Below are 26,273 nucleotides of genomic sequence, written 5' to 3'. Positions count from 1 at the left end.
CCCCGATTATTTCAGGTGTATACCATTTATGAGTGTCTAATCTACATATATCGTTATATTTTATCCTTATTAAGTATAAAGAAATTGTGTCTTTATCGCTACATTTATGCGAGATCTAATTGAATTGTTCCTTATAGCGGAGGATTCACATGACATTTCCGGCAAACGGGATAATATGTATCATTACCACCAATATGAATTTGCTCTCCTGTATAAACCGGTTTATTATTTTCATCAACCCGCAAATTCATTGTTGCCTTTTTATGACAAAACCAACAAATAGTTTTCATTTCTTCAATTTTATCGGCGTAAATCAACATATATCGGCTACCTTCAAACAGCTCGTTTTGGAAGTCATTTTTCAATCCGAATCCCATGACTGGGATATTTAAAATGTCGACGATTTTTGTTAATTGTAAGACGTGTTCCTTTGTTAAAAATTGCACTTCATCTACTAATACGCAATAAAGTTTCTCCGAATAATTTTTTACATATTCAAATAAATTTGTATCCTCAAACACTGGAATTGCTTGGCGTCTCAATCCAATTCGGCTAGACACATACCCTACTTCATCCCTCGTATCAATTCCAGAAGTAAAAATTAATACTGGCTTATTTTGTTCTTCATAGTTATGTGCAACTTTTAGAATTTCAATAGATTTCCCACTATTCATCGCACCATGTTTAAAAAATAATTGCGCCATACCAATAAACCTCTTTCTAAGTTGTGTTCTGTTAACTTTTGAAGTGCTACTTAGTCGAATATTTTTACTTAAACAATGAAAAAGCCCTGAGATGAACTCCCAAGGCGTTCTATTTGATAGATCCTCTAACATCATCCATGAACTTGCTTTACCCTTCATAGTATATCTTATCTTATAGTTCTTCTACAATTATTCCATGAAAGTCAGACAATTTATTTTTATGTATCAGACAAGCTTTACTATAAAAAATGCCTGCAAGCTGAGCTTGGCAGGCATTTAAAAATTTCTTATTTAAGACCGTATTTTTTGTTGAAACGATCCACACGTCCGTCAGCAGACGCGAATTTTTGACGACCAGTATAGAATGGGTGACATTCGCTACAGAATTCTACAGTAATTTTTTCTTTTACTGAACCTGTTTCGAAAGTATTACCGCAAGAGCAAGTTACTGTTGCAGTTTTGTAATCTGGATGAATTCCTTGTTTCATATTCGTTTCTCCTCTCGCCCTGAACCATCTGGAACAGAGTTATTATTCGAACTGTGCCTTACATAACCCGAATATGCCAGTTAAGTATGCACACGTTACATACTTAAAAGATTATAGCAAGAAATAAATTCGTTCGCAAGAAAAAGATGAAAAAGTAATAAAACCAAAAAATGGAAATCCTTTATAGAAAAATATCCTATTTTATATTAATCCTTTTCCTTTTGTCGCTTTTTTCATATCGTTATTAAGTTTTTCAAAAAATTCTTCGTTAGTTTTAGACGTTCGAAGTTTTTTCAAGAAGCGTTCTGCGAAGTCGGGAGCATCTGAAAACGTTTTACGAATAGCCCATAGTTTTTCTAGTTGATTTTCTGGTATTAATAATTCTTCTTTACGTGTTCCAGAACGACGAATATCAAGGGCTGGGAAAACACGGCGTTCAGCTAATTGACGATCAAGGTGCAGTTCTAAGTTCCCTGTTCCTTTAAACTCCTCGTAAATAACTTCATCCATACGTGACCCTGTATCGACTAATGCAGTCGCTAAAATAGTTAAACTTCCACCTTCTTCTATATTTCGGGCGGAACCGAAAAATCTTTTAGGTCGGTGGAACGCTGCCGGATCAATACCACCAGACAATGTTCGTCCACTTGGTGGAATAACTAAGTTATATGCTCGAGCTAAACGGGTAATGGAATCCATTAAAATAATAACATCCCGTTTATGTTCTACTAAGCGGCGGGCACGTTCTAAAACAAGCTCCGCAACTTTCACGTGATTTTCAGGTACTTCGTCAAAGGTAGAGCTTACAACATCCGCTTTTACAGAACGTTCAATATCCGTTACTTCTTCAGGACGTTCATCAATTAAAAGAACGATTAATTCTGCTTCCGGATAATTTGTTGTAATCGCATTGGCGATTTCCTTTAAAAGAGATGTTTTCCCAGCTTTCGGAGGCGCCACAATTAAACCCCTTTGGCCAAAACCAACTGGTGCTACTAAATCCATAATCCGTGTAGATAATTTATTAGGTTCTGTTTCTAATTTAATTTGTCTATCTGGATAAAGAGGAGTTAGTGCCGGGAAGTGAACTCGTTCTTTAGCGATTTCAGGATCTTCTCCGTTTACCGCATCGACTTGTAACAGTCCGAAGTAACGTTCATTTTCCTTTGGAGGACGTACTTTTCCGGAAACCTTGTCCCCATTTCGTAGGTCAAAGCGTCGGATTTGAGAAGCTGAAATATAAATATCCTCTTTCGAAGGAGAATAATTAATTGGTCGTAAAAAACCAAATCCTTCCTGGTTAACTATTTCAAGTACACCTTCCATAAAGAAGTATCCTTCTTGTTCAGAACGAGACTTTAAAATAGCAAAGATTAATTCTTTTTTTGTTAATTTACTATAATATGAAATCTTGTAATCACGTGCAAGAGCATATAACTCTTTTAACGTCATATTTTCCAATTGAGCTATTGTATGAGCAGACATAGCATATCTCCAGTCTTTTAAAGTTTTATCTTTTTGGTTATTGGAAGTGTTATTGCCGTAGGATTCATTAGTATGAAAGAATAGTAGAAAAGATGCCTGATGTGGAGAACGTTTGCGGATAAAATTTAAAGTGGTTATCCATAAAATATCCGAAAGTATAAAGTTTTAATCAGGCATCTAAAGGATTGAAGTTTATTTTACATATCTAGGTTTTTTGTTAAGATGGTGTCGACCTTCAACAAAACGTACTGTTCCTGTTTTAGCACGCATTACTAAAGAGTTCGTTAAGCAATAAGAACCTTTATATTGAACGCCTTTTAAAAGCTCGCTATCTGTAACAGCAGTTGCTGCGAAAATAGCGTCGTCACCTTTCACCAAATCTTCTAAGTATAATACTTGATCTAAATCAATACCCATTTTTTCACATCGTTCACGTTGAGCATCATCTTCTGGAACTAATTTCGCTTGGAAATCTCCACCTAAACATTTTAGTGCAACAGCTGAAATAACACCTTCTGGAGCCCCACCAGTACCGAACATAATATCAATACCCGTTTCATCGAATGCTGTATTAATCGCTGCGCTTACGTCACCATCTTGTATGAATTTAATGCGTGCACCTGCTGCACGAATTTCGTCTACAATTTTTTGATGTCTTGGGCGATCAAGTAAAACAGCAACTATGTCGGAAATATCTTTGTTTTTCGCTTTTGCAACCGCTTGTAAATTTTCAGTTACCGATGCGTTTATGTTCACTTTACCAGCTGCTTCAGGGCCAACTGCCAACTTTTCCATGTACATATCAGGAGCATTCAATAAATTTCCGCGATCTGAAATGGCAAGCACAGTCATTGCTCCATTTGTACCCTTTGCAACAATATTTGTTCCTTCAAGAGGGTCAACAGCAATATCCACTTGTGGACCGCCATTGCGTAGGCCAAGTTCTTCACCAATATATAACATCGGTGCTTCATCCATTTCGCCTTCCCCAATTACAACGGTACCGTGCATAGGGATTGTATCAAATAATGCACGCATAGCTGTAGTTGCTGCATCATCTGCTTCCTCTTTTAAACCAAGTCCCATCCATTTTGCAGATGCAATTGCTGCTGCTTCTGTTACGCGTACAACTTCCATCGTTAAACTACGTTCCATTCTTCATTTGCCTCCTGTATTCGGCAGGTTTTACCGAAACTAAATGTTTCATCTATTGTATCATATTTATTTTTTTCATTTTAGACTATTTATATCTATTATTTTGCTCTTTTAACACTACTTACTTCAATCGTTTCCCGTCGAATATCAGCACCAAGTGCACATAATTTTTCTATTAATGAACTATATCCACGCTCAATATGATAAATATCTTGAATTTCTGTTTCACCATCTGCTATTAATCCGGCTAAAACAAGGGCCGCTCCAGCTCGCAAATCAGTAGCAGTTACTTTAGAGCCATGAAGTTTCGTTGGGCCTTGAATAATGGCACTATTCCCTTCTACTCTTGCATTTGCATTCATTCGACGCAATTCATCTATATGCTTAAAACGGGCAGTATAAATCGTGTCTGTAACCTTTGATGCTCCTACTGCTTGTGTCATTAAAACAGATAACGGTTGTTGCACGTCCGTAGGGAAACCAGGATAAACAAGTGTTTTTACATCGACTGCTTGGAGTACATCTGTTCTTGGGATAAAAACACTTTCCTCTCCCTCTTCAATTTTAACACCCATCTCCCGTAGTTTTGCTGTAACAGCTTCTAAATGGAGAGGAATAATATTATCAATTGTTACACCATCACCAATTGCTGCCGCCATTATCATAAATGTTGAAGCTTCAATACGGTCAGGAATAATTGTATGTTTAGTACCATGAAGTTCTTCTACTCCATCAATACGAATGACACTCGTTCCTGCTCCTTTAATATTTGCTCCCATATTCGTTAAAAGTGTGGCAACATCAATAATTTCCGGCTCTTTTGCAGCATTCTCAATGATTGTACGACCTTTTGCGCGTACTGCCGCTAACATAATATTTATCGTAGCACCTACACTTGCAACGTCCAAGTATATTTTCGCACCAATTAACTCATCAGCGCGTAAGTATATAGCTCCATGTTCATTCGTCACTTTAGCACCAAGGGCTTCAAACCCTTTAATATGTTGATCGATAGGACGCGGACCTAAGAAACAACCGCCTGGTAAACCAATGACCGCTTTCTTAAAACGTCCTAACATAGCTCCCATTAAATAGTAGGAAGCACGAAGTTTCTTTACATTTCCGTTTGGTAAAGGAATTGCAAGCATATTCGTAGGATCGATAATCATCTGTCCATCTTTAAAAGAAACTTCGCCACCAATTTCCTCCAGCAATGCTTTTAACGTCCAAGCATCTGAAATCTCTGGAATGCCACCAATTGTTACCGAAGAATTAGCTAAGATGGAAGCGGGGATTAATGCAACTGCGCTATTTTTTGCACCACTTACTTTTAATGTTCCTTTAAGGCGATTTCCGCCATTGATTTTATAAACATCCATATCCGTTCTCCCTTATGATTGGAAAGTTTCACTTATTACTGTTCTTTAAGCTAGCCATATCGCTCACTTTCTATCAAATGTGTGCCTTGACTATTCCACATAAACTTCTCGAGTTAGCTCGAACAATTTCTTAATTAACAGTGTGTTTTCGCCAGTGGCTTTCACTTCATACAGGTGGATATTAAAACCTTTTTATTGAACAGTGCATTAGGTTTACCTTTTATCGATCGTTCTGTATGAAGTAAAAAAAGGTAATTAATTTATATTTTTGTTGTTACTGTTTATTATTTACCTTTTTCACAATTTAAAGCTTAAAATTTTATGAACAATAAAGATTTTTTTATATTCTCTATATAATATTTTATTTTTGAATAATGTTGAATGTTGAAATGGAAACTCGATTATTCTGAATTAAAGTAATAAATGGCTCTTATTTGTTTTTACGTTTTTCCCAGTCCGCTAAAAATCCTTCAATCCCTTTATCAGTTAATGGATGATGGAATAATTGTTTTAAAACTTTAAATGGTGTTGTAGCAATATCAGCTCCTGCTAAAGCTACATCTGTAATATGTTGAGGGTGACGGATAGAAGCTGCAATAATTTCCGTTTCAATGCCGTGAATTGCAAACATATCTGAAATTGTTGCAATTAACTCTGTACCACTTTGACCAATGTCATCTAAACGTCCAACAAAAGGAGATACATAAGTTGCACCGGCACGGGCAGCCATTAATGCTTGGTTCGCACTAAAAATTAACGTCACATTAGTTTTAATACCTTTTTCAGAGAAAAATTTACAAGCTTTTAGACCTTCTGGTGTCATCGGTAATTTAACAGTGATGTTTGGTGCAATCGCTGCTAATTCTAAACCTTCTTTAATCATCCCTTCAGCATCTAGAGAAATTACTTCACCACTTACAGAACCATCAACTAGTTCAGCAATTTCACGAAGACGATCGTGGAAAGAAACATTTTCTTCTTTTGCTACCAATGATGGGTTTGTTGTAACACCCGATAAAATCCCCCAAGAATGGGCTTCCTTAATTTCTTCAAAGTTTGCTGTATCGATAAAAAATTTCATTATCTATATCCTCCTGTTTTCCATTTGTAAAGTGTCAATCAAAAATTAAGAGAAGGTCGATTGATTCCAATCCGACACTTCTCCTGCAAATCACTATATCAATTACGCCTCGGCACAATTGCGTCCGGATTTAAATTGTGCTTGTACAGTTAACTTTATGAAAAATCCGGTGCACGTTCCGGAAGTTCGTATTTCATCCAATCAAGGGATTTCCCATTTCCAAAACGGTAGGAAAATTTTCAATTGAATGAAAGTAAAGATAAAAAAGCATATATTCTATTGTTTATCCTATAGTAAACATTTTTAGTAATAATTAAAACCATTGGGCTTTTATATTATTTTCCCCTTAAATGATTATTGAAACATCTATTCTATAACAGTAAGTTAGAATTACTTATGCCTTTTGAGAACTACCGAATTCACGCATTTTTCCAATAACCGTTTCTTTAATTGCTTCACGTGCTGGTCCTAAATATTTACGTGGATCATACACTTTTTTATCGTTTTCAAAAATTTCACGGATAACTTTCGTTGCAGCAATTTGATTTTCAGTGTTCACGTTTATTTTAGCCGTTCCTAACGAAATTGAACGTTGAATATCTTTAGTTGGAATACCAGTTCCACCATGTAAAACAAGTGGTAATCCTGTTAAGTTAGAAATCTCTTCCATTTCTTTAAATCCTAAATTTGGTTCACCTTGATATGGACCATGAACTGAACCAAGAGCAGGTGCTAAGCAATCGATGTTTGTTTGTTCAACAAGTTGTTTACATTCCTGAGGATCAGCATATATAATACCTGCACCAATAACATCATCTTCTTGTCCGCCAACAGTACCAAGTTCAGCTTCAACAGATACTCCTTTTGAATGTGCATATTCTACAACTTCTGTTGTAATTTTTACATTTTCTTCAAACGGATGATGGGAAGCATCAATCATTACAGATGTAAAACCAGCATCAACAGCTTCTTTACATTTAGCAAAACTTGAACCATGATCTAAATGGATAGCAACAGGAACAGAAATTTTATAACTTTCCATTAATCCTTTAACCATATTTACAACTGCAATAAATCCGCCCATATATTTTCCAGCGCCTTCAGAAACACCAAGGATGACTGGAGATTTTTCTTCTTCAGCAGCAAGTAAAATCGCTTGTGTGAATTCAAGGTTATTAATATTAAATTGCCCTACAGCATATCCTTCTTCTTTCGCCTTAATTAACATTTCTTTCATTGATACTAATGGCATTACGAAAATCCTCCTCGGACAGATATAAAATTTAATAAGTTAAATATTCCAGTCTAATCATAGCAAAAACGATGTAGTCTCTCAAGTGAGACTACATCGTTTTCTGCGCCGAAAGCTTGCGTCAGGCGCAAAACACTTAATTTGAACTAATTTATTGATAAGTACTTGCTGTTTCTCTTTTTCATCCATCTCTCAAGTGCTAGGAGATGCTACCCTTTTCTGCGCCGAAAGCTTGCGTCAGGCGCAAAACACTTAATTTGAACTAATTTATTGATAAGTACTTGCTGTTTCTCTTTTTCATCCATCTCTCAAGTGCTAGGAGATGCTACCCTTTTCTGCGGCGAAAGCTTGAGACAGCCGCAAAAACACTTTAATTGAATATTTCCCCTTGAAGATAATTTCTCTTTTACTAGCATGTCTCTCAATCCTAGAGACGGGTTTGTTTTCTGCGGCGAAAGCTTGCGACAGCCGCAAATATACTTTATAAAAACATTTCCTTTTAAAAAACCTCTCTCTTGCTACCTGTCTCTCAAGACTAGAAACCGGCTTGTTTCTACAGCAGGAGTATCGAAAAAATGAATTATTTTAAGTTAAACTTACACATATGACTATTAATTGTTAATAATATACACGCCAAGTTTTATGTAGAAAAATAACCGTCTTTATTTTTTCAACACTTCATTTACTTCATTTTTAATATCAAAAATATTAAATGGTTTTGTAAAGTATTTCATCACGCCTAATTCATTTGCTTCATCCATAATTTCATTATCATCAAATGCTGTCATCATAAATACAGGAACATTTAAGTTATTCTTTCTTATTTCTCGTAATATTTCGATCCCATTCATTCCGGGAATTTTCATATCTAATAAAACACAATCTATGTTGTTACTTGCCATTATTTTAAGCGCTTCCAATCCGTTGGCAGCTTGAAATATTTTATATCCTTCCCTGGAGAAAACTTCATTTAACAGAAGACGAATTCCTTTTTGATCATCAACGATTAATATTTTTTTCACTATAACTTTCCCCTTAACGTGATATTATTTTATTATTATTTCCATTACTTTAATTACATTCCCTATCATACTTCACCTAAACATAAATTTCGATTTACTTTTTAAAAAACCTTTTAAAAAGACGTGCTATATTCTTTAAGATTTTACAATTTCGCAACGAAATATTTATAATACATAAAGAGGTGAAACCTATGTCTAAAATACTTTCTACTCAAATGAGTGGATTATTTCAAAGAATTATTCAAAGTGAAGAAGAAGCAATAGAAGAAACAGCACGTTTACTTGCTCAAGCTAATGTTGGTCAAGGCAATGTATATTTCGCATGCTTTGGTGAATTACAGCCCATTGAAATAAAAGCGTTGGAAAAAACAGAGCCATTTGCTAATCTATCAAAATGGACTCCAGATACACCACTTACGGATGCAGATCGTGTATGTATCTTCACAGCAAGTTGTGAAGATCAAGAGGCTTTAAACTTGGCAAAAGAGTTATACGAAGAATTTATACCATTCGCTGTCGTTGCCCCTGAGCAACAAAGCGATAATAATGAATTAAGTAACTTGGCATACACATATGTGTCAACGAAAGTACGTGGCGGAATATTACCCCATCCAGTCAAACTTGGTGAACGAATTGTAATCCCACACCTAATGGCAGCTTTATTTATTTATGAGGCTATTAAGTTAAACTATGATGAAATAATTTTTGATGATGAACTCTAAGTTTAAACATTCGCCATTGACGTTTTTATAGTACATTGATTACTATCATTTTTCTAGGTATTTTTATCTTACTATAGAAAGTTAAAGATAGGTTAAATATTACACAAATTTATCTATCATTTATTATACTTATTGTTCAAAACTTAAACAAAAGGGATATCTTATATAAAAAAGGTGTAGAAATAAACTGCATCTTTTCCATCAAAGAGGATATACTCATTAATAGGTAAATAGATGAAATAAAATTTGTTATTAACTGAGAGATTAAAAATTAAATGGAAAATTAAAAAACTACCTTGTAGTTCAATGCGAACTGTACTAGGTAGTTTTAGTTTACCTTATAATACTAGCTATTTCGTTTATCTAACGAATTCTAATTTCTGTCTCTTTATTAAAGAAATGAGCTTTATTCATATCAAAAGCAATTTCAAGCTTGTCACCAGGCTTGACCTCTGTACGTGGGTCGATCGTCGCTACTAAATTTTGGCCTTCAATAGTAGAATAAATTGTCATATCCGCACCAGTAAGTTCTGCTAATTCGATATCAATTTTAACTGTTGCCCCTTTAGCATAGTCAATAAATACTGGTTCATCATGGAAATCTTCCGGTCTAATCCCTAGAATCACTTCTTTTCCAACGTATCCTTGCTCACGAAGAACCATCATTTTTCCTTCGGGAATCGTAATGTTTGTACTTCCCATAGAAAAAACACCGTCTAAAATCTTTCCATTAAAGAAATTCATTGAAGGGGATCCTATAAATCCGCCTACGAAAATATTCTCTGGATTTTCGTAAATATACTTAGGAGCTCCTACCTGTTGAATCACCCCATCTTTCATCACAACAATCCGACTTGCCATCGTCATTGCTTCTGTTTGATCATGCGTTACATAAATGGTTGTAGTTCCTAATCTTCGGTGAAGCTTAACGATTTCAGCTCGCATTTGAACACGAAGTTTTGCATCCAAATTTGATAACGGTTCGTCCATTAAGAACACTTTTGCATCACGAACGATGGCACGGCCTAACGCAACTCGCTGACGTTGTCCACCAGAAAGGGCTTTTGGTTTACGTTTTAAGTAATCTTCGAGACCTAAAATTTTAGCTGCTTCTTTTACACGTCGATCGATTTCATCCTTTGGTACTTTACGAAGTTTTAACCCAAAGGCAATATTATCGTAAACTGTCATATGAGGATATAGTGCATAGTTTTGGAAAACCATAGCAATATCACGATCTTTAGGGGCTACATCGTTTACTCGGCGTTCGTCAATGAAGAAATCTCCTTTAGAAATTTCCTCAAGCCCGGCAACCATTCGTAAAGTGGTTGATTTCCCACAACCAGATGGGCCAACAAACACAATGAATTCCTTATCTTGAATATGAAGGTTAAAATCACTTACTGCTGTTACTTTATTGTCGTATATTTTATAAATATTATTTAATTTTAGCTCTGCCATTTTTTCAGCCTCCTACAATCTAAAAGTTTTATTCATCGTTTGCCAACACATACTGATTTTTACTCAATTCTTATTGTCATTTTATCGGAAAACGCTTTCAATTATAATTTAATATTTTTAGATAATTGTTAAATATTTTTATATTTTTACAACTCGAATAAAAAAGACTTGTAAATTTAAACAAGTCTTTTTTAAAAATATCAGTTTATTTTCCCTACGCCGGCTTTTGTCTTTACAATTGCAGGAATAGCCTGTGTTGGATGGATTTTTGTGTACAAGGATGGCTTCCATCCAACATTCTCATCTAGTTGTACATCGTTTCCTTCGTTATGTGCTTTAACAAGATCTACTTTGCTTCCTTTACCTTTCCCATTTACGAATGAACCGTCCTCATATATAGAAGTTCCTTTCCAATAACGAATAATATGAGAAGGATCTACATTGTAATCGAAGTTAAAATAGTTATTTTCAGCATAAATTTTCGATTCCGCCCCTACCCCAAATGCATAATCGAATAAGTATTCCGAGTCATTCGTAAACTCATAATAGTTATTGTAGATATGAACTTCACCATAACGCACTCTTGGTAAACGTTGTGTTAAATCCTTAAAATAATTGTGGTGAATGGTTACTTTTAATCTATCTCTATCAGTCGTTTTGCTGTCACTTGACCCAATCAGCATCACTTTATCATGGTCTTCAAATTTGTTATACGAAATCGTCACATAACTTGCACCGTTTGTTACGTCCAATAATCCATCATGCTGTTGGTAAGTACGGCCAAAGTATTTTCCAAAAGAGGAGTCTGTGTTTTCACCATCAGTAAATGTGCAATGGTCAATCCAAACATTTTCAGTATTATTTGTGATGGAAATATTATCGTATTCAGAATTCCACTCACCATAATCTCCGTCCGTCGGGTCCCATTGTGGGAAGAAATCACGCGGAGCTTCAAACTCAATGTTGCGGATAATGATATTCTCTACTCCGCTCATATTCAAACTACCCCCAATGATTTTAGCATCATTGCCAATTCCTATTATGGTCGTATTCGAACCAATATTGATTACAATTTGTTCTTTTTGCTTTTTCTGAGCCTTAGCGCGTGCATCTTCAAGCTCACCTTCTACTTCCTTTTTATAACCCCACGTTTCAGGATTGTATGCCTTTAAATATTCTTCAAAATCATACCCTGTACCCTCTGCATAGTATTCGGGTCCAATCGGATTATTATTTTCATCTACATTAAAATCAATTGTCCCTTCTACATAGATGATCTTCGGTTGATCATTCTTACCGTTTGATTTATTATCACCACCCAATGCTTCAATTAATTCGCTTTTATTTGTAACTGTGAAAATATGATTTTCGTCTGCTTTAGATCCACCTGTTGTTCCGTTTCCAAAAGAAGCCCATCCATCTTTTGGTTGTAAAACTTCTTTTCCTAGGTCATTGGATGAAGCCGAGACGGAAATAACCCCAAAACTGAATAACAATACTGCTAGAATGGTACTAATCATTTTTTTCATAAATTCACCTTTTCCTCTCATTTTATTTTTGTAAAAAATCTTCCCGCTGTGGGGTAAAAACATCTAAAATGGTGGAATCTTCTTCTAGCGCTTTAACTCCGTGGCGTGTACCCGACGGAATGTAAATACTATCTCCCTGTCTAACAATTTGAACTTCTCCGTCCAGGTTGAACTCAAAGCTTCCTCGTGAGATATAACTCACTTGTTCATGAGGATGAGAATGGATGCTTCCAACTGCGTCTTTCTCGAAAGTTACTTCCGTCATCATTAAACTGCCTCCGTAACCTAAAAGTTTTCGTTCCACCCCTTCTTCTGTTGAGACGGCTTTGATTTTATCACCAAAAATAAACATATCTCTCCCCCTCATTACGTTTGCTTTGGTAGTTCAATTAAATAAAGATTACAAGGACCTTCTCGGTCGGATGTAAACAAAATCTTTTCATTATTCCAGCTAAAGGTTGGATGACAATGGGTTTGTTGAGTAATCCAGCTCGTTTTGTGAGAACATAACGTTTGAATCGTAGCCTTCTCTCCCGATATATCAATTAACACTAAATCCTCTACTTCATCTCCGACTAATACTGTATTGTTAAAATTGCTATGATAGTGATTGCAATAAAAAGGTAGATCAATTTGACGGATTAAGTTCCCCTCTTCATCGGCTAATCCTACAAATGGAATTTGCCCTGACGTATGTGATTTTTGAATAGTTGCTTGCGTTCTATGAACAGTTATTGTTCCGTCATGGCCTTTTCGACGGTTATCAAAAAAGATTTTCCCATCACTAGTCCAAAACTCGTGGCCAATACAATCGTCCTCTCCTTGCCTAAATAAAGGCTGCGGGGAACGCGAACGAATATCCAATAGCCAAATTCGTTGGTGAACAAGATTCCATGGTCCTTCATGGCAAAAGGTTGCCAAGCTGCTATTTATCGGTGAAAACTGAAAGTGCCCTAGCCAGTGGGTATCTTCGAAAACATCAAAAACCTCTTTCCCATCCATGCTGATTAACGTTATCCAACCCTTTTTTGTCGCATACATCGTTTCTTTAAATCCTCTATAATTGGCTCCTCTTTCGATTGGAACAAATTCATTCCGAGCCATACCGATATATTTTTTATCCGCAGAAATATGCGGGTGGCCTAAATCTATCCCCGGCTTTTCCTCATAGAGTACAGTAGTTTGGAATGTTGATATTTCTAATTTCTTTAATAACCTTCCCGTTACATAAACGACAATGTCACCGTCAGGAGTTTTCGTATGAAAGCTTGGAGTAATTCCCTTGGGCTCATCTGTTAGCTGTAAAATCCTACCGGTAGCTAAATTCATTTTAAAAAGATTATAAATTTCTGATCTTTTAGAAGAACGGTCCGATAAAAAATAAATATCTTGATCTCCTGTACAAAAAGAATTATCGGTAAAGTAAAAGTGGAAATTATTAGAACCATTAGATGTTAGCTGTTTGACAACATTACCCGTTTTCTCATCTATATACTCTTTGAATTCTGAAGGAAACTCCTTGCCAATCATATATCTTCCTCCTCCCAATTAAGGATAAAGTTGAATAGGCTTTTTTGAGAAATACACGTCATACACTAACATCTATTTATAAAGTAACTCCCGTCTTAAAAATCGCAATCTCCCTAAAATCATTTTTCTCATTATTCACAAGTTCTCCACTAGCAACTTGTATAATATAGTCGATAAAATCGTTCAACACGACATCGGATTCCTTCTCTAAAAGTACACCAGCATTAAAATCAATCCAGTGGGGCTTTGTTTCATACAATGGGGTATTTGTTGAAATTTTCATTGTTGGCACAAAGGATCCAAATGGGGTTCCCCGCCCTGTCGTGAATAGTACTAATTGACATCCAGCTGCAGCTAGAGCAGAAGATGCAACCAAGTCATTCCCAGGTGCACTCAACAAATTCAACCCTTTTTCTCTAAGAATTTCTCCATATTTTAGAACATCTGTTACCATTGATGTTCCTGCCTTCTGTGTACAACCTAAAGATTTATCCTCCAATGTTGAAATTCCACCATCCTTATTTCCTGGAGAAGGATTTTCATAGATTGGTTGTTTATTTTCTATAAAGTACTCTTTAAATTCATTAATTAGCTCAACCGTCTTTTCAAAAACTTCTGAATTCACAGCACGCTCCATTAGGATTGTTTCAGCTCCAAACATTTCTGGAACCTCTGTCAGTACTGTCGTACCTCCTTGAGCAACAAGGAAATCTGAAAATCTACCCAGCAATGGATTTGCCGTGATTCCTGAAAAACCATCAGATCCCCCACACTTCAACCCAACCTTTAATTCAGATAATGGTACGGGTTCACGTTTATCGTTTTTAGCAGCTGCATAAATTTCTTTTAGTAATTCCACACCTGCTTCAATTTCGTCGGTCACTTCTTGAGAAACTAAAAACTTTATACGCTCTTCATCAAATTCTCCAAGAGTTTGCTTAAATTCATATAAGTTGTTGTTTTCACAACCTAATCCTAAAACAAGGACACCACCGGCATTTGGATGGAGCACCGCATCTCTTAATATTTTTCTAGTATTTTCATGATCGTCTCCTAATTGAGAACATCCATAATTGTGTTTTAATACGAGAACGTTTTCAAACGGGTAAATATCACCTACTTCCTTTTCAAAAAGTTTCAACATTCGTTCCGCAATCCCATTTACACAACCAACAGTTGGCACTATCCAAAGTTCGTTTCGAATCCCTACATTTCCATTTTTTCTTTTGTAACCATTAAACGTAAGGTTTTTATTTTTATAAGGATTACGGTTTAACTTTTGATGGAATTGATATTCCTGAATTCCGTCCAAATTCGTTTTAATATTATGGGTATGAATATGTTCCCCCACCGAAATTGTTTTAATTGCGTGGCCAATTGGGTACCCGTACTTAATGACATGTTCATTAACAGAAAAATCTTTGATTGCTATTTTATGTCCTCTTTTAATCTCATCCTTTAGTACGATCGTTTGCTCATTCATTATCAATGATTGCCCTTTTGGTAAATCTTTAAGTGCTACAACCACATTATCGTGATCATGTAATTGGATGAAATCCAACATGAATATTCCCCCTAATTAATTGGCCGCCTTTTGCTCCAATAACGTTTCAACGGCCTGTTTCATTCCTTTTGTTTCAATTTCATATAAATTTTTCGTCACTTCGTCTGTTAATTCCGGTATAACGTTTAAATCCATATCCCAGATTTTTTTGCAACTTAACACACTTGTGACAATTCCTCTAATACTCTCTAGACTGCCATCAACTTCATTCCATTGTGTCTTAAACAATTCAAGTACTTCGTGGTCGTCGGACAGTTCAATCTTTTCATCACCGCTTTTTCCCTTATAAAAGGAAATCAACGCAGCTAGTGAGAATACTAGTTTCTTCGGTAATGAATTTTTACGATTTACATATTCCAGCAAGGTAGGTAAATCTCTAGTTTTAAATTTAGATGTTGAATTTAATGAAATACTTAATAAGAAATGCTGCATATACGGATTCTTAAATCTCTCAATCACTTCTTCTGCAAAAGATCGACTTTCATTTATAGGAAAATCCAATGTTGGAATGATTTCATCATAAATTATCTCTTTTACGAATTTACCAATGATTTCATGTTCAATTGCCTCACCTACTGTGTTGAGACCGTATAAATAAGAAACAGGAGCCATCGCTGTATGAGCACCGTTTAAGATTCGTACCTTCCTTGTTCTGTACGGAGATATATCATCGACAAAGAAAGTGTTCAATCCTGCCAGATGAACCGGAAATTCTTCACGAATCCATTGTGGTCCTTCAATAACAAATAGGTGGAATTGCTCACCAACAACGACAAACTCGTCTATATAGCCAAGCTCTGCTGTGATTTCATCGATTGATTCCGTAGGGAACCCCGGAACAATTCGGTCAACAAGTGTATTACAGAATGTATTTGCTCCATCAATCCAATCCAAAAATCCTCGTCCTAATTTCCATAACTCTCCATATCGTAAAACCAATTCCTTTAATTTATCCCCATTACGCTCTATTAGTTCACAAGGTATAATAATCAAACCTTTATCCTCTTTGCCTTCAAATGCTTGATAACGTTCATACAAAAAAGAAGTTAGTTTAGCTGGAAAACTCGTTTGAGGTCGATCTGTTAATTGATCATTTTCGTTAAAGACAATCCCTGCTTCTGTTGTATTAGAAAAAATAAACCTAAGATCGGGATTATGGGCTAGTTGCATATACTCATCGTATTGTTTAAAAAGATTTAAACCTCGGCTAATACAACTTATCGTCGAATGTTCTTTGACAGGTTTTCCTTCTTTTATCCCTTGTAAATAAAGAGTAAATAATCCATCCTGTTCATTTAACTTTTCAACTGCTCCTTGTCCGCGCGGCTGAACGACTACCACACTGCCATTAAAGTCTGTATTCTCGTTAAGCACATCAATTTGCCAATCAATAAAGGCTCTTAAAAAATTACCTTGCCCGAATTGCAAAACTTTCTCCGGACGTTTTTGATAATTTTTTACAAATTGCTTGTTTAATTTTTCCATGAACATTCTCCTCATAAATCAACACTTTTTACAATGCATAGATGAACTTTAAGACAATGGGACACATTAGAAACAATTAATCTTGTCTTAGGGAAATTAGATTTTCTCCTACTAATCCGTGTCTACAATCCCTATTAGCTCTTAGTCTCCGTTACTCTTTAATCAAATTGAAAATATTCTTTTGCATTATAATAAGAAATTCCTTGAACGATTTTCCCTAAGAATTCAGGATCATTTGGAACTTCTCCCTGCTCTACCCACTCACCAATTAGATAACAGATTAATCTTCTAAAATATTCGTGTCGTGTATAGGATAAGAAACTACGGGAGTCAGTTAACATACCGATAAAACGGCTAAAGAGACCCATATTCGCTAAGGATTGCATTTGCTCAAGCATTCCTATCTTATTATCGTTAAACCACCAAGCTGTACCGAACTGGATTTTCCCAGGAATGCCTCCCCCTTGAAAGCTTCCGATTACAGCGGAAATCACGTTATTATCTTTCGGATTTAGAGAATAAATAATTGTTTTCGGCAGAGCATTTTCTTTCTCCATTGAATTTAACAGCTGTACCAATGGTTTTGCGATTTCTTTATCATTAATGGAATCATAGCCTGTGTCCGGACCTAAAACTGTAAACATTCTTTCGTTATTATTTCGTAAGGCATTAATGTGGAACTGCATTGCCCAGCCTAATTCAGCATATAACTTACCTAAAAATCTTAAAGTATAACTTTTATATTTCTTTTCATCTTCAGTGGAAACTTTTTTACCTTGTAAAGCCTCTTCGAAAATCCGTTGCACTTCCTCTAACGTTGTGTCTGCATACATCATCGTATCGATTGCATGATCTGAAACTCTACCACCTACTGAATGGAAAGATCGAACTCTTGACTCAAGGGCTTGGAGGAAGTCTCCATAACTTTTAATTTGGATTGCTGAAATTCCTTCCAGTGTTTTCACCCAATTTAGATACCCGTCACGGTTAATTTCAAGTCCTTTATCCGGGCGGAAACTAGGTAAGACTTTTACATCAAAGTCACTTTCTTCTTGCAAACGCAGATGATACTCTAAACTATCAACAGGATCATCTGTCGTACATACGACCCGCACATTTGATTTTTTAATAAAATCCCTGGCGCGGAAACCATCACTATTTAATAACCTATTTACCTTTTCCCAAATAGCGGGGGCAGTTTCTTCGTTTAAAAGCTCATTTATTCCAAAAAATCTTTGAAGTTCTAAGTGAGTCCAGTTAAATACTGGATTTCCAATTGTCATCGGAAGGGTTCTAGCCCATGCCAAAAACTTATCGTAATCATTAGCTTTGCCCGTAATATACTCTTCCTCAATTCCATTTGCTCGCATTAATCGCCATTTATAATGGTCACCATATAACCAGATTTCCGTAATATTTTTGAATTTTTTATTCTCATAAATTTCTTTAGGACTTAAATGGCAATGATAGTCAATAATAGGCATATTCTTTGCATAGTCGTTATATAAAGTAACGGAGGTTTCATTATTTAGTAAAAAATTTTCATCCATGAAATTTCGCATATAAACACCAGCCTTTTCGATTTATTAAAGGGAATATATTTGTTCTATTCATTTTATGTTGGAATATTTTTCCTTTAAATACTTCATACTGCCATCGATATAAGGTTCTCTTGTCCCTTCCATCAAAACATTTAGAAAGGGTTTTTTCTGTTTTATACTTTTAAAAATAACCTCATAATTTAACAAACCTTGCCCTACTGGTACGATTTTGACCCAATTATTTTCAATAATAAAATCCTTTGCATGAAGGGCGACAATCTTGTCTCCAAACAGCTCGATTGCTTCTTGAATAACCTCTTCTTGATGTTCGTAATTATCCATTGAAATAAAATTAGCAGGATCATAGATGACTTGTAGATGATTGGAAGGAATTTCTTCAAGTAACCGTTTCATTCGCTGTGGTGTATGAATCGGATGATTAATTCCCCCTTCTATTCCTACAATCACGCCAAATTTCTCTGCCTCTTCCACAAGTTCTTTAACACTTTCGACTACTTCATAAAATGGTTGTTCCTTAAAATTTTCCTCTGTATACACGATGTCTGGATTAACATTTCCCGTCTCCGTTCCTACAATGCTGCAGCCAAAATCTCTCGCAAATCGAATATGCTCCTTGAATCGTTCAAGTTCCTTTCTTCTTACATGACAGTCTGGGTGAATCATGTTAATATAACAGCCTAAAATGGCAATTTGAATCCCTTTTTGTTTAAAAACGCTTCCAATATGATGGGCAAAACCAGGACTCAAACTACCTAATGAAGTATTCATCTCCCTAAATGATTTCCCTAGTGCCAATTGAACAGCGGTTAATCCTTTACTAGCAATCACACTTACTAATTCTTCTAATGGAAGGTTGTCAATATCATGAGCTCTGATTCCAATATTTAGGCTCACCTTCTCTCTCCTCCTATTCTAAAAAAGAATCTGTCCCTTAACCTTGAACCAAACCCTTTTAAAATTGTTTATCTCACTAGTCGTAATTTATTATTAGAAAAGCTGTTTAGATTCAAGAAAGGTTTCCCTTGTTCAGTAATCTAGTTTTTATTTATCTTAAATCCTCCATTTTTACGTGATCCATGTCTGTATAGGTGATGTTTTCCCCACACATTGCCCAAAATGATTCAATCTCATCTGTGTTATATCTTTTCATTTCCTCTGGATGATTTGCCTAACGAGTTTCCATTTTGAATATCCCTCCATTCGAATGGTTCACCGCACAATTTTCCCTGGCACTTGATTTGCATAGGTCTTAATCTCTTCGGGTGAGAAAGTGTTACAGTCACCAAGAACAGTGTGCTTTAAGACCGATGCTGCAGTTGCAAATGTAACCGCTTCCTTTAATGATGTTAGTTCAAGGATTCCATATAACATTCCTGCGACAAAGGCATCCCCACCACCGACCCGATCGACAATATGATCAATTTGATAAATTTTCGACTGGTATAAAGCTCCATCCACGAAAAGATTTCCTTGTAATGTATTCGTTGATGCTGAAAGTACATCTCGAAATGTTGAAGCGAAAAATTGAATATTCGGATATTTTTTTCGAATAGTTTCGTAATAAAACATAAGTCTATCCGTATTTTCCATTGATTCCGATGCTTTATCAATACCAAGCAAGTAAGTAGCATCTAATTCTCCACAGAAACAAATATCCACATAGGGAAGAAAGCGTTTAATTGTTTCTGCTGCTTCCTGATGACTCCATAATTTAGAACGATAGTTAAAATCAAAGCTTGTTATTACACCCTTTTCCTTTGCCTTTTGTAAAGCTATTAAAGTTAACTCTACTAAACTAGGTGAAAGTGCAGGTGTAATACCAGTAACGTGGAATAGATCAGCATCTTGAAAAATGTTATCAAACTGGATTTCCTCACAAATTATTTGTGTAAAGCTAGAATGCTTTCGATCGTAGGTTACTTGTGCACTTCTAGCTCCAACACCTGATTCAACATAATACGTACCTAATCGCTCTCCGCCTTTTAATAAAAATTCTGTTCGGACACCGTTCATTTTCAAGTGTCTTTCTGCAGCTAATCCAAGAGGATTGTCAGGTACTTTACTAACAAAATAAACATCATACCCGAAATTTGCCAAAGATACACTGACATTCGTTTCTGCACCGCCGTAGTTCAAAGCTAGTTGATCGGCTTGGGAAAGTCGTTTTCCAACCTCTGTTGACAATCGAAGTAAAATTTCTCCTAGCGTTATAATTTTTTTCATTTTGAAACCTCTCGAGCAGTTTTGACTTTATTTATATATTCTGTTGTGTATTCTGTAATCTTAGCAAAATCATCCGTTTTTTGCTGAGGCTATTAAACTCCCCGGACTCCAACAGTGACACAATCATTTTTCGAATCCAAATATCGACATTTTCTAAGTCGATTCCAGCAGTAGGCATAGGATTAATTTGTGGAAGTGGTCCCCTTACTGCCTTCACAAAATCAGGATCCAAATCCGCCTGCTGGGAGTATAGTCATTTTTTCATCATGTCACCCCAAACGCGGCAATTAATTAAGAATTTTTAGAATATACAAACTTATACGTTGAGTATATAAATCCATGAAAGGGATTACAATTTGATTTAACAAACATCTTAAAATCTTAAACCATTATCTTAAGATTTTTATACATGTATGGAAAAACTTACAAAGGAATATGGGGAAAGATTTTTAAATTTTTGCGGAGATGCAATCGTAGAAAAGTTTCTAAAATAGAACGAGGACCATAAAAGGATATGAAGTGTTTTGCGACCCTTCGAATCATCCTTACAAACTACTAAAAAGAGAAAAAAGAACAGACCCCTTATAACTCAACAAATGTTAAGTTGGGGCATGCCCTTTAATTTATATCCGTTGATTTTATTTAAACTGCTTTTTGTACTCGGCAGGTGTATAACCAGTATATTTTTTAAAACAAATACTAAAATATTGGGGATTATTATAGCCAACTTTTTCACAAACTTCATAGGTTTTCTTATCACCATTACGCAATTCTTCCATCGCCTTCTTCATCCGTATCTCCAATAGGAAATCTCCAAAATTGATTCCTTTTTCCAGTTTAAATAGATTGCTTAAATACGGAGCACTAACATGGATAAATTCAGCTACTTTTTTTAATGTTAAGGTGCTATCTTGGAAGTGTTCTTTCATGTACATAATTGCCTGATCAACATGGCTAAAATGATTCTTGTCTTCTTTTTTATTCATTTCATCAGACCATTGTTGAATAAGTCGGTTTAAAATTCCCATCATTTCCGATAAGGTTTCCATTTTTAAAATATTTTGATAAACATCCGATGAACTAAAACTTTTAATCTCCTCTTTTTTCCACTTTTCAACTTCAAAAAAGAGCATCGTACTAAACTTTAATGCGATAATTTTTAATTCAGTTAACGGCACGGATTTTTTTTCTATAATTGCTTCATTTAATTGATGAAGCGTTTCACTTACCTTTTCAGGTATTCCTAACTTAATATGATTTTCTAATTCAAATTCCAATTCTTTTAAACGACTTTCCGTTTCTTCCTTACTTGAAACGGTATCTTCAAAAGAAAATACTTTACCTATTCCCATAATATGTCTCAAATCCATTGCTAAACGTGATTCAAGCAATGATTTGCCCAGCTCAAATAAATTTGGATAGGTTCTACCAAGTGTAATTGTTATAGAATGTTTGACGGAATGACAACAATCAAATAATTGTTGTACAAGCTGTCCCTTCCTTACATCATTTTCGTCTTCCAAAGATAACAGAATGGCGAATTCATTAGGATCGATATGGATGGCAATAAAGTTTCTTTGCGAAAAAAAGGAAGAAGTTATCTCTGTCATCTTTCGTTTGCATTCATCATGAAATCCGATAGGAGAATGAAGCAGTACTGCTGCAAATTCGGGTCCTTCTAATTCAACCCCAAGCTCAGCTAATTCCTCTTCGATATCCATCCACTCCCCTTCTCCCTTCATCAACTCTTGAAAAAATTTCTGCTGAAGGTACGGCAAAGATTCCATAATTCTTTTTTCCTTTTTATTTTCCTGTTCCCAATCTTCTGCTGCCTCTTTTGCTTTATGTAGCAATTGCTCTGAGTCCACTGGCTTTAATAAATAATCGTATGCTTTTAGTTTCACTGCTTGTTGAGCATATTTAAAATCTTCGAAGCCTGTTAGAAAAATAATTCTCGTTTCCGGACTAATTTCTCTTATTTTTTTTGCCATTTCTAACCCGTCCATAAAGGGCATATTTATATCTGAGATGACGACTTGGGGTTGTTCTTTTTCAATTAGTCCGAGTGCCACCTCACCATCTCCCGCTTCCCCTGCAACAACAAATCCATGTTCATCCCAATTAATTGACTGACAAATCCCACGACGAATAATGCGATCATCTTCGACAACAATCACTTTATACATTTCCGTTAATCTCCCCCTTTGTTTTGGGAATCAGAATGCTCACCACTGTGCCTTGACCTAATTTACTTGATATATGCAAACCATATTCTTTTCCAAAGTGAATTTTAATTCGCTCATTTACACTTTTTAACCCAATCCCAATAAAACTCTTTTTCTCTTGAAAAGAAGCTTCCATTTCTTTTAAAATCTCTACTAATTTTTCTTCTTCAATGCCATTCCCATTATCAGCCACCTCTAGGTGAATCGTATCTCCTGTCTGATAGCCTTTTATCGTAATCCTCCCTTGACCTCTTCTCTGCTTTACTCCATGATAAATGGCGTTTTCAATTAATGGCTGTAATGAAAGTTTAATAATGTTATAGGATAAAATATCTTCTTCAATGTTAATTTCGTAGGAGAAGTCATCTCCATACCGCATTTCCTGGATGAATAAATAATGCTCAATATGTTCAATCTCATCTTTAATCGGAATAATCTCCTTTCCCTTGCTAATTCCTATACGAAAGAAGCTTGAGAGGGCACTGATCATTCGGCTTGCATCCTTATTTAATCCCATATCACATAATCCTTTTATCGAATAAAGTGTATTATAAAGAAAGTGAGGATTAATTTGCGCATGCATAATCGCAAATTCTAATTGCCTTTTCTCCTCCTGTTCTAACTGAATTTGTTCCATCAATGTTTGCGTTCGTAAAAGTAACTCTTTAAACCCGTTATGAAGTATTTTCATTTCTTCTGGACCAGACGATTCATCATATAAAGCAAGACTTTCCCTTTTAATCGTACGCATTTGCTTTGCCATTTTTTCAAATGGTTTTGAGATATATTTTCCAACTAAGGAAGTTAAAAAAATCGCACTAACAATCATTACTAATATGAAAAAAACAGTAGCATGTTTTATGTAATTTACTTTATTTAATATTTCACTTTCAGGAACAACAGCCGCCAATTTCCACTTATTTGCCTCGATAGTGTCATAGATTACAATCATATCTTCTCCGGCAACGCTTTCATATGAGAATTCTCCGCTTTCATCTTCAGTATGTTGAAGTGAATGAAGCGTTTTGTCATCTAACTGATATTCTGATTTAACGTCTTTCGATTCATATTTTCCATTGGGGCTAATAAGTGTTAAATAGCCATTTTCTCCAATTAACGATTTGTTCAACACTTGTTCAAAGTAATCATCTCGAAGATTAAATAGGATAATTCCTCTATCAGACGAGGGGCCCCTCTCGATTAATCTAAATAAAGAAATTACTTGATCATTTGTATTAAAAATTTCATCTTGATGCATATTTCTCCAATAAAATCCTTCTTTGCTTCCTTCATATAGATTAAAATAATCCTCATACGAAATGGATGGATTCGAATTATAATCACTGTGATAAAGGGAAAACTCCCCTTGGTTTAGATCAATGAGGACGGATTCAATGATGACGTTATATCGGGAATATACATGTTGCAAACTCTTATCAATTTCCACGTAATACTCTGGTTTAATTTCTGCTCTCTCAGTTCCAACTAAATTTAATATTCTCGGGTTACTCGAAACAGATACTAATTGTTGAAAAACATCTGAAAGCATATAGTCTAAATAATTTTTTGTTTGAAAAATTGTATCATTGACATTTTTATATGCATTTTCTTCAATTTGTGCTGTTGCAAGCATCGAAGACACCCATCCGGAAATGGATATAAAAATAATAATGATAGGTAAATAGAGAGTGTTAATCGTTGATTTAATGGAGTATAGGAAATATTTCTGAAATAAGTTCTTTATTTTTGTCATCAGTTCACCCCCTTCTCTTCTATCTAAACAATGATGTAAGCGGTTAATCTATTTCTTTATTCTAAATATACTAAATTTTCACTATACTTAACAACCCTATCTGCCAATCTAAGCGTTCTTCTTAGTATGCCTTCTGTTATTGGTATTGGCAGTTTTCCAACGGTACACAAAGGAAAGAAAAAAGCACTCGTTGTGATATCACATCGAATGCTTTGGCCAAATTCCATGTTATTGTAATTGGATCCTTGTAAGATCCCCCAATAAAATCAAAAATCATTTATATAAGTCTTCCTTTTAACAAATTGCGCTGTTATTGAATTAACAATCCAATCATTGCTCCAAGGGTTATCTATTTTCACAGAGAAATTATTATAACTAATTAGATTCCATTTGACGAATAGCATTTCCTCGAATAATATTATGGGTTTCCGTTAGTCTAAAACTACCTGACTAACCTGTCATCTCTTCAATTCAGTTATTCTTTTATAAGATCATAATACGCCATACTTCCTAAAATAAACGCACCCATACCATGTAAATCATTTTCAGATGTTGGGCGATCCACATAGTAGTCATATACTCCAGCTGAAGTACCGATACAAATTCCACTTAATATAAGTGTTGAATCTTTTTCTTCTACCATATGCTCTAACAATCCTTTATAAGCTTTATCCGCTACTCCACGATAGGAATCATCGACTAAACCATGCTCAATTGCCTTCGATATGAAATAAAGAAACAAGGCAGAACAAGAGGATTCTAGCCAATTATCTTCTAAACTACCTTTATCGACAATCTGATACCATAAACCCGTTTTGTCATCTTGGAAGTTAGCAATTGCTGGAATGAAGTTTTGAAGAGATGAAATTAATTGCTCTTGTCCTCGTTTTCGATCCCCTAAAAACTCTAACAAGTCAATCAATGCCGTACCATACCATCCGAGAGAACGCCCCCAAAATTCTGGTGAACATCCTGTTTCAGCATTCGCCCATGGCTGAACTTTCTTTTCATCCCACGCATGGTAGAGCAAACCCGTTTTGTCGTCTGTCATATGTTTTCTCATTAATTTTTCTTGTAAAAGAACGGTTTGAATTAATTCTTCCTCATGGAAATGCTGGCTATAAAGTACCATGAATGGTCCGCCCATGAAGAGTCCGTCTAACCACATTTGATATGGATATTTCTCTTTATGCCAGAAGCCATTTTCTGACGTTCTATTTAGCGTATCTAACGCACTCCTTAATCGCTTAGCGGCAATCATATACCTTGGATCTTTTGTTTCTTCATATAATGGAAACAACAAAATTCCCGCCATCGTTGAGTCAAGCTCATCTCTTGCGAAGCATAAATTTCCATACTCATCAATTAAACAATCAAAATAGCCTTTAATATAGTCGAAATATTCCCTTTTACCCGTTTCTTGATAAACTCTGTACATTCCATATAGAAAAACACCTTGATGATAGTGAAAGGATTTAGCGGGAGGCAGTTCTTCAGGATGAAATGTTTTCATTAAAGCTTGGCATGCCTTTTCCGCCATCACCAATGGCGTTTTTGTAGCGATTGTATTCGTTGTCTCTCCCATTGTTCATTCTCCTTTTCTTGAAAGTGATTTCACCTAAATTGATTTGAATTAGGCTGATTGTTACAGGC

The 26,273-nt window shown here is 35.4% G+C and carries 22 protein-coding genes; 1 reads left to right on the top strand and 21 read right to left on the bottom strand.

Annotated features, from left to right (window positions below):
• Positions 1-131: 131 nt before the first annotated feature.
• The 8 genes from EC501_RS06350 to EC501_RS06315 all read right to left on the bottom strand — a co-directional run bounded on the left by EC501_RS06350 (position 132) and on the right by EC501_RS06315 (position 8,566).
• Complete coding sequence (locus tag EC501_RS06350) at positions 132-704, bottom strand: thymidine kinase (RefSeq protein WP_122971455.1); 573 nt, start codon at positions 702-704, stop codon at positions 132-134.
• A 287-nt stretch (positions 705-991) separates the two neighbouring features.
• On the bottom strand, positions 992-1,192 hold the full coding sequence (gene rpmE, locus EC501_RS06345) for a 50S ribosomal protein L31 (RefSeq protein WP_122971454.1): 201 nt from the start codon (positions 1,190-1,192) through the stop codon (positions 992-994).
• Between the two features lie 201 nt (positions 1,193-1,393).
• Positions 1,394-2,677 (bottom strand): transcription termination factor Rho, encoded by a 1,284-nt coding sequence (rho, locus tag EC501_RS06340; protein WP_122971453.1) that lies wholly within the window; start codon positions 2,675-2,677, stop codon positions 1,394-1,396.
• A gap of 192 nt (positions 2,678-2,869) precedes the next feature.
• A complete protein-coding gene (glpX, locus tag EC501_RS06335; protein WP_122971452.1) occupies positions 2,870-3,832 on the bottom strand; it encodes a class II fructose-bisphosphatase in 963 nt (320 codons plus the stop codon).
• Between the two features lie 98 nt (positions 3,833-3,930).
• Positions 3,931-5,211, bottom strand: a complete 1,281-nt coding sequence (locus EC501_RS06330) for a UDP-N-acetylglucosamine 1-carboxyvinyltransferase (RefSeq protein WP_122971451.1) — start codon at positions 5,209-5,211, stop codon at positions 3,931-3,933.
• Positions 5,212-5,641: 430 nt separating this feature from the next.
• Positions 5,642-6,292 (bottom strand): fructose-6-phosphate aldolase, encoded by a 651-nt coding sequence (gene fsa, locus EC501_RS06325; RefSeq protein ID WP_122971450.1) that lies wholly within the window; start codon positions 6,290-6,292, stop codon positions 5,642-5,644.
• A 394-nt stretch (positions 6,293-6,686) separates the two neighbouring features.
• Complete coding sequence (locus tag EC501_RS06320) at positions 6,687-7,544, bottom strand: class II fructose-bisphosphate aldolase (RefSeq protein ID WP_122971449.1); 858 nt, start codon at positions 7,542-7,544, stop codon at positions 6,687-6,689.
• Between the two features lie 662 nt (positions 7,545-8,206).
• A complete protein-coding gene (locus EC501_RS06315; protein ID WP_122971448.1) occupies positions 8,207-8,566 on the bottom strand; it encodes a response regulator in 360 nt (119 codons plus the stop codon).
• Positions 8,567-8,757: 191 nt separating this feature from the next.
• On the opposite strand from EC501_RS06315, the gene EC501_RS06310 reads away from it, so the two are divergent.
• A complete protein-coding gene (locus tag EC501_RS06310; protein ID WP_122971447.1) occupies positions 8,758-9,288 on the top strand; it encodes a DUF2529 family protein in 531 nt (176 codons plus the stop codon).
• 363 nt (positions 9,289-9,651) lie between these two features.
• On the opposite strand, the gene EC501_RS06305 is transcribed toward EC501_RS06310, so the two are convergent.
• The 13 genes from EC501_RS06305 to EC501_RS06245 form a co-directional block, all read right to left on the bottom strand.
• Positions 9,652-10,749: an ABC transporter ATP-binding protein gene (locus EC501_RS06305; RefSeq protein WP_122971446.1), complete on the bottom strand. Its 1,098-nt coding sequence runs from the start codon at positions 10,747-10,749 to the stop codon at positions 9,652-9,654.
• Between the two features lie 200 nt (positions 10,750-10,949).
• On the bottom strand, positions 10,950-12,278 hold the full coding sequence (locus EC501_RS06300) for a pectate lyase family protein (RefSeq protein ID WP_122971489.1): 1,329 nt from the start codon (positions 12,276-12,278) through the stop codon (positions 10,950-10,952).
• A 22-nt stretch (positions 12,279-12,300) separates the two neighbouring features.
• On the bottom strand, positions 12,301-12,630 hold the full coding sequence (locus tag EC501_RS06295; protein WP_122971445.1) for a cupin domain-containing protein: 330 nt from the start codon (positions 12,628-12,630) through the stop codon (positions 12,301-12,303).
• 14 nt (positions 12,631-12,644) lie between these two features.
• Positions 12,645-13,808, bottom strand: a complete 1,164-nt coding sequence (locus EC501_RS06290) for an oligogalacturonate lyase family protein (protein ID WP_122971444.1) — start codon at positions 13,806-13,808, stop codon at positions 12,645-12,647.
• A gap of 76 nt (positions 13,809-13,884) precedes the next feature.
• Positions 13,885-15,372 carry a UxaA family hydrolase gene (locus tag EC501_RS06285; protein ID WP_122971443.1) on the bottom strand — a complete coding sequence of 496 codons (1,488 nt, stop codon included), beginning with the start codon at positions 15,370-15,372 and terminating at the stop codon, positions 13,885-13,887.
• Between the two features lie 15 nt (positions 15,373-15,387).
• Positions 15,388-16,857, bottom strand: a complete 1,470-nt coding sequence (locus EC501_RS06280; RefSeq protein ID WP_122971442.1) for a tagaturonate reductase — start codon at positions 16,855-16,857, stop codon at positions 15,388-15,390.
• A gap of 158 nt (positions 16,858-17,015) precedes the next feature.
• The gene (gene uxaC, locus EC501_RS06275) at positions 17,016-18,419 is read right to left on the bottom strand and encodes a glucuronate isomerase (protein ID WP_122971441.1); all 1,404 of its coding nucleotides are present in this window, start codon (positions 18,417-18,419) and stop codon (positions 17,016-17,018) included.
• Between the two features lie 48 nt (positions 18,420-18,467).
• A complete protein-coding gene (locus EC501_RS06270) occupies positions 18,468-19,313 on the bottom strand; it encodes a sugar phosphate isomerase/epimerase family protein (protein WP_122971440.1) in 846 nt (281 codons plus the stop codon).
• 315 nt (positions 19,314-19,628) lie between these two features.
• Positions 19,629-20,642 (bottom strand): sugar kinase, encoded by a 1,014-nt coding sequence (locus tag EC501_RS06265; RefSeq protein WP_122971439.1) that lies wholly within the window; start codon positions 20,640-20,642, stop codon positions 19,629-19,631.
• Positions 20,643-20,673: 31 nt separating this feature from the next.
• A complete protein-coding gene (locus EC501_RS06260) occupies positions 20,674-20,859 on the bottom strand; it encodes a beta/alpha barrel domain-containing protein (protein WP_148037802.1) in 186 nt (61 codons plus the stop codon).
• A 421-nt stretch (positions 20,860-21,280) separates the two neighbouring features.
• A complete protein-coding gene (locus EC501_RS06255) occupies positions 21,281-22,828 on the bottom strand; it encodes a response regulator (RefSeq protein ID WP_122971437.1) in 1,548 nt (515 codons plus the stop codon).
• On the bottom strand, positions 22,821-24,620 hold the full coding sequence (locus tag EC501_RS06250; RefSeq protein WP_122971436.1) for a sensor histidine kinase: 1,800 nt from the start codon (positions 24,618-24,620) through the stop codon (positions 22,821-22,823). Before EC501_RS06250 ends, EC501_RS06255 begins: the two co-directional genes overlap by 8 nt.
• Positions 24,621-25,095: 475 nt before the next feature.
• On the bottom strand, positions 25,096-26,205 hold the full coding sequence (locus EC501_RS06245; RefSeq protein ID WP_122971435.1) for a glycoside hydrolase family 88/105 protein: 1,110 nt from the start codon (positions 26,203-26,205) through the stop codon (positions 25,096-25,098).
• Positions 26,206-26,273: the final 68 nt, after the last annotated feature.

The organism is Lysinibacillus halotolerans (assembly GCF_003711845.1).
GTDB lineage: Bacteria > Bacillota > Bacilli > Bacillales_A > Planococcaceae > Ureibacillus > Ureibacillus halotolerans.
The sequence above is the reverse complement of the archived record's forward strand: the minus strand, read 5'-3'. Positions and strand labels throughout refer to the sequence as shown.

What these genes read in the sequence shown, in the direction of transcription:
- EC501_RS06350 (WP_122971455.1), bottom strand. Translation starts at nt 704, where the DNA reads ATGGCGCAATTATTTTTTAAACATGGTGCGATGAATAGTGGGAAATCT.
- rpmE (WP_122971454.1), bottom strand. Translation starts at nt 1,192, where the DNA reads ATGAAACAAGGAATTCATCCAGATTACAAAACTGCAACAGTAACTTGC.
- rho (WP_122971453.1), bottom strand. Translation starts at nt 2,677, where the DNA reads ATGTCTGCTCATACAATAGCTCAATTGGAAAATATGACGTTAAAAGAG.
- glpX (WP_122971452.1), bottom strand. Translation starts at nt 3,832, where the DNA reads ATGGAACGTAGTTTAACGATGGAAGTTGTACGCGTAACAGAAGCAGCA.
- EC501_RS06330 (WP_122971451.1), bottom strand. Translation starts at nt 5,211, where the DNA reads ATGGATGTTTATAAAATCAATGGCGGAAATCGCCTTAAAGGAACATTA.
- fsa (WP_122971450.1), bottom strand. Translation starts at nt 6,292, where the DNA reads ATGAAATTTTTTATCGATACAGCAAACTTTGAAGAAATTAAGGAAGCC.
- EC501_RS06320 (WP_122971449.1), bottom strand. Translation starts at nt 7,544, where the DNA reads ATGCCATTAGTATCAATGAAAGAAATGTTAATTAAGGCGAAAGAAGAA.
- EC501_RS06310 (WP_122971447.1), top strand. Translation starts at nt 8,758, where the DNA reads ATGTCTAAAATACTTTCTACTCAAATGAGTGGATTATTTCAAAGAATT.
- EC501_RS06305 (WP_122971446.1), bottom strand. Translation starts at nt 10,749, where the DNA reads ATGGCAGAGCTAAAATTAAATAATATTTATAAAATATACGACAATAAA.
- EC501_RS06300 (WP_122971489.1), bottom strand. Translation starts at nt 12,278, where the DNA reads ATGAAAAAAATGATTAGTACCATTCTAGCAGTATTGTTATTCAGTTTT.
- EC501_RS06295 (WP_122971445.1), bottom strand. Translation starts at nt 12,630, where the DNA reads ATGTTTATTTTTGGTGATAAAATCAAAGCCGTCTCAACAGAAGAAGGG.
- EC501_RS06290 (WP_122971444.1), bottom strand. Translation starts at nt 13,808, where the DNA reads ATGATTGGCAAGGAGTTTCCTTCAGAATTCAAAGAGTATATAGATGAG.
- EC501_RS06285 (WP_122971443.1), bottom strand. Translation starts at nt 15,372, where the DNA reads ATGTTGGATTTCATCCAATTACATGATCACGATAATGTGGTTGTAGCA.
- EC501_RS06280 (WP_122971442.1), bottom strand. Translation starts at nt 16,857, where the DNA reads ATGGAAAAATTAAACAAGCAATTTGTAAAAAATTATCAAAAACGTCCG.
- uxaC (WP_122971441.1), bottom strand. Translation starts at nt 18,419, where the DNA reads ATGCGAAATTTCATGGATGAAAATTTTTTACTAAATAATGAAACCTCC.
- EC501_RS06265 (WP_122971439.1), bottom strand. Translation starts at nt 20,642, where the DNA reads ATGAAAAAAATTATAACGCTAGGAGAAATTTTACTTCGATTGTCAACA.
- EC501_RS06255 (WP_122971437.1), bottom strand. Translation starts at nt 22,828, where the DNA reads ATGTATAAAGTGATTGTTGTCGAAGATGATCGCATTATTCGTCGTGGG.
- EC501_RS06250 (WP_122971436.1), bottom strand. Translation starts at nt 24,620, where the DNA reads ATGACAAAAATAAAGAACTTATTTCAGAAATATTTCCTATACTCCATT.
- EC501_RS06245 (WP_122971435.1), bottom strand. Translation starts at nt 26,205, where the DNA reads ATGGGAGAGACAACGAATACAATCGCTACAAAAACGCCATTGGTGATG.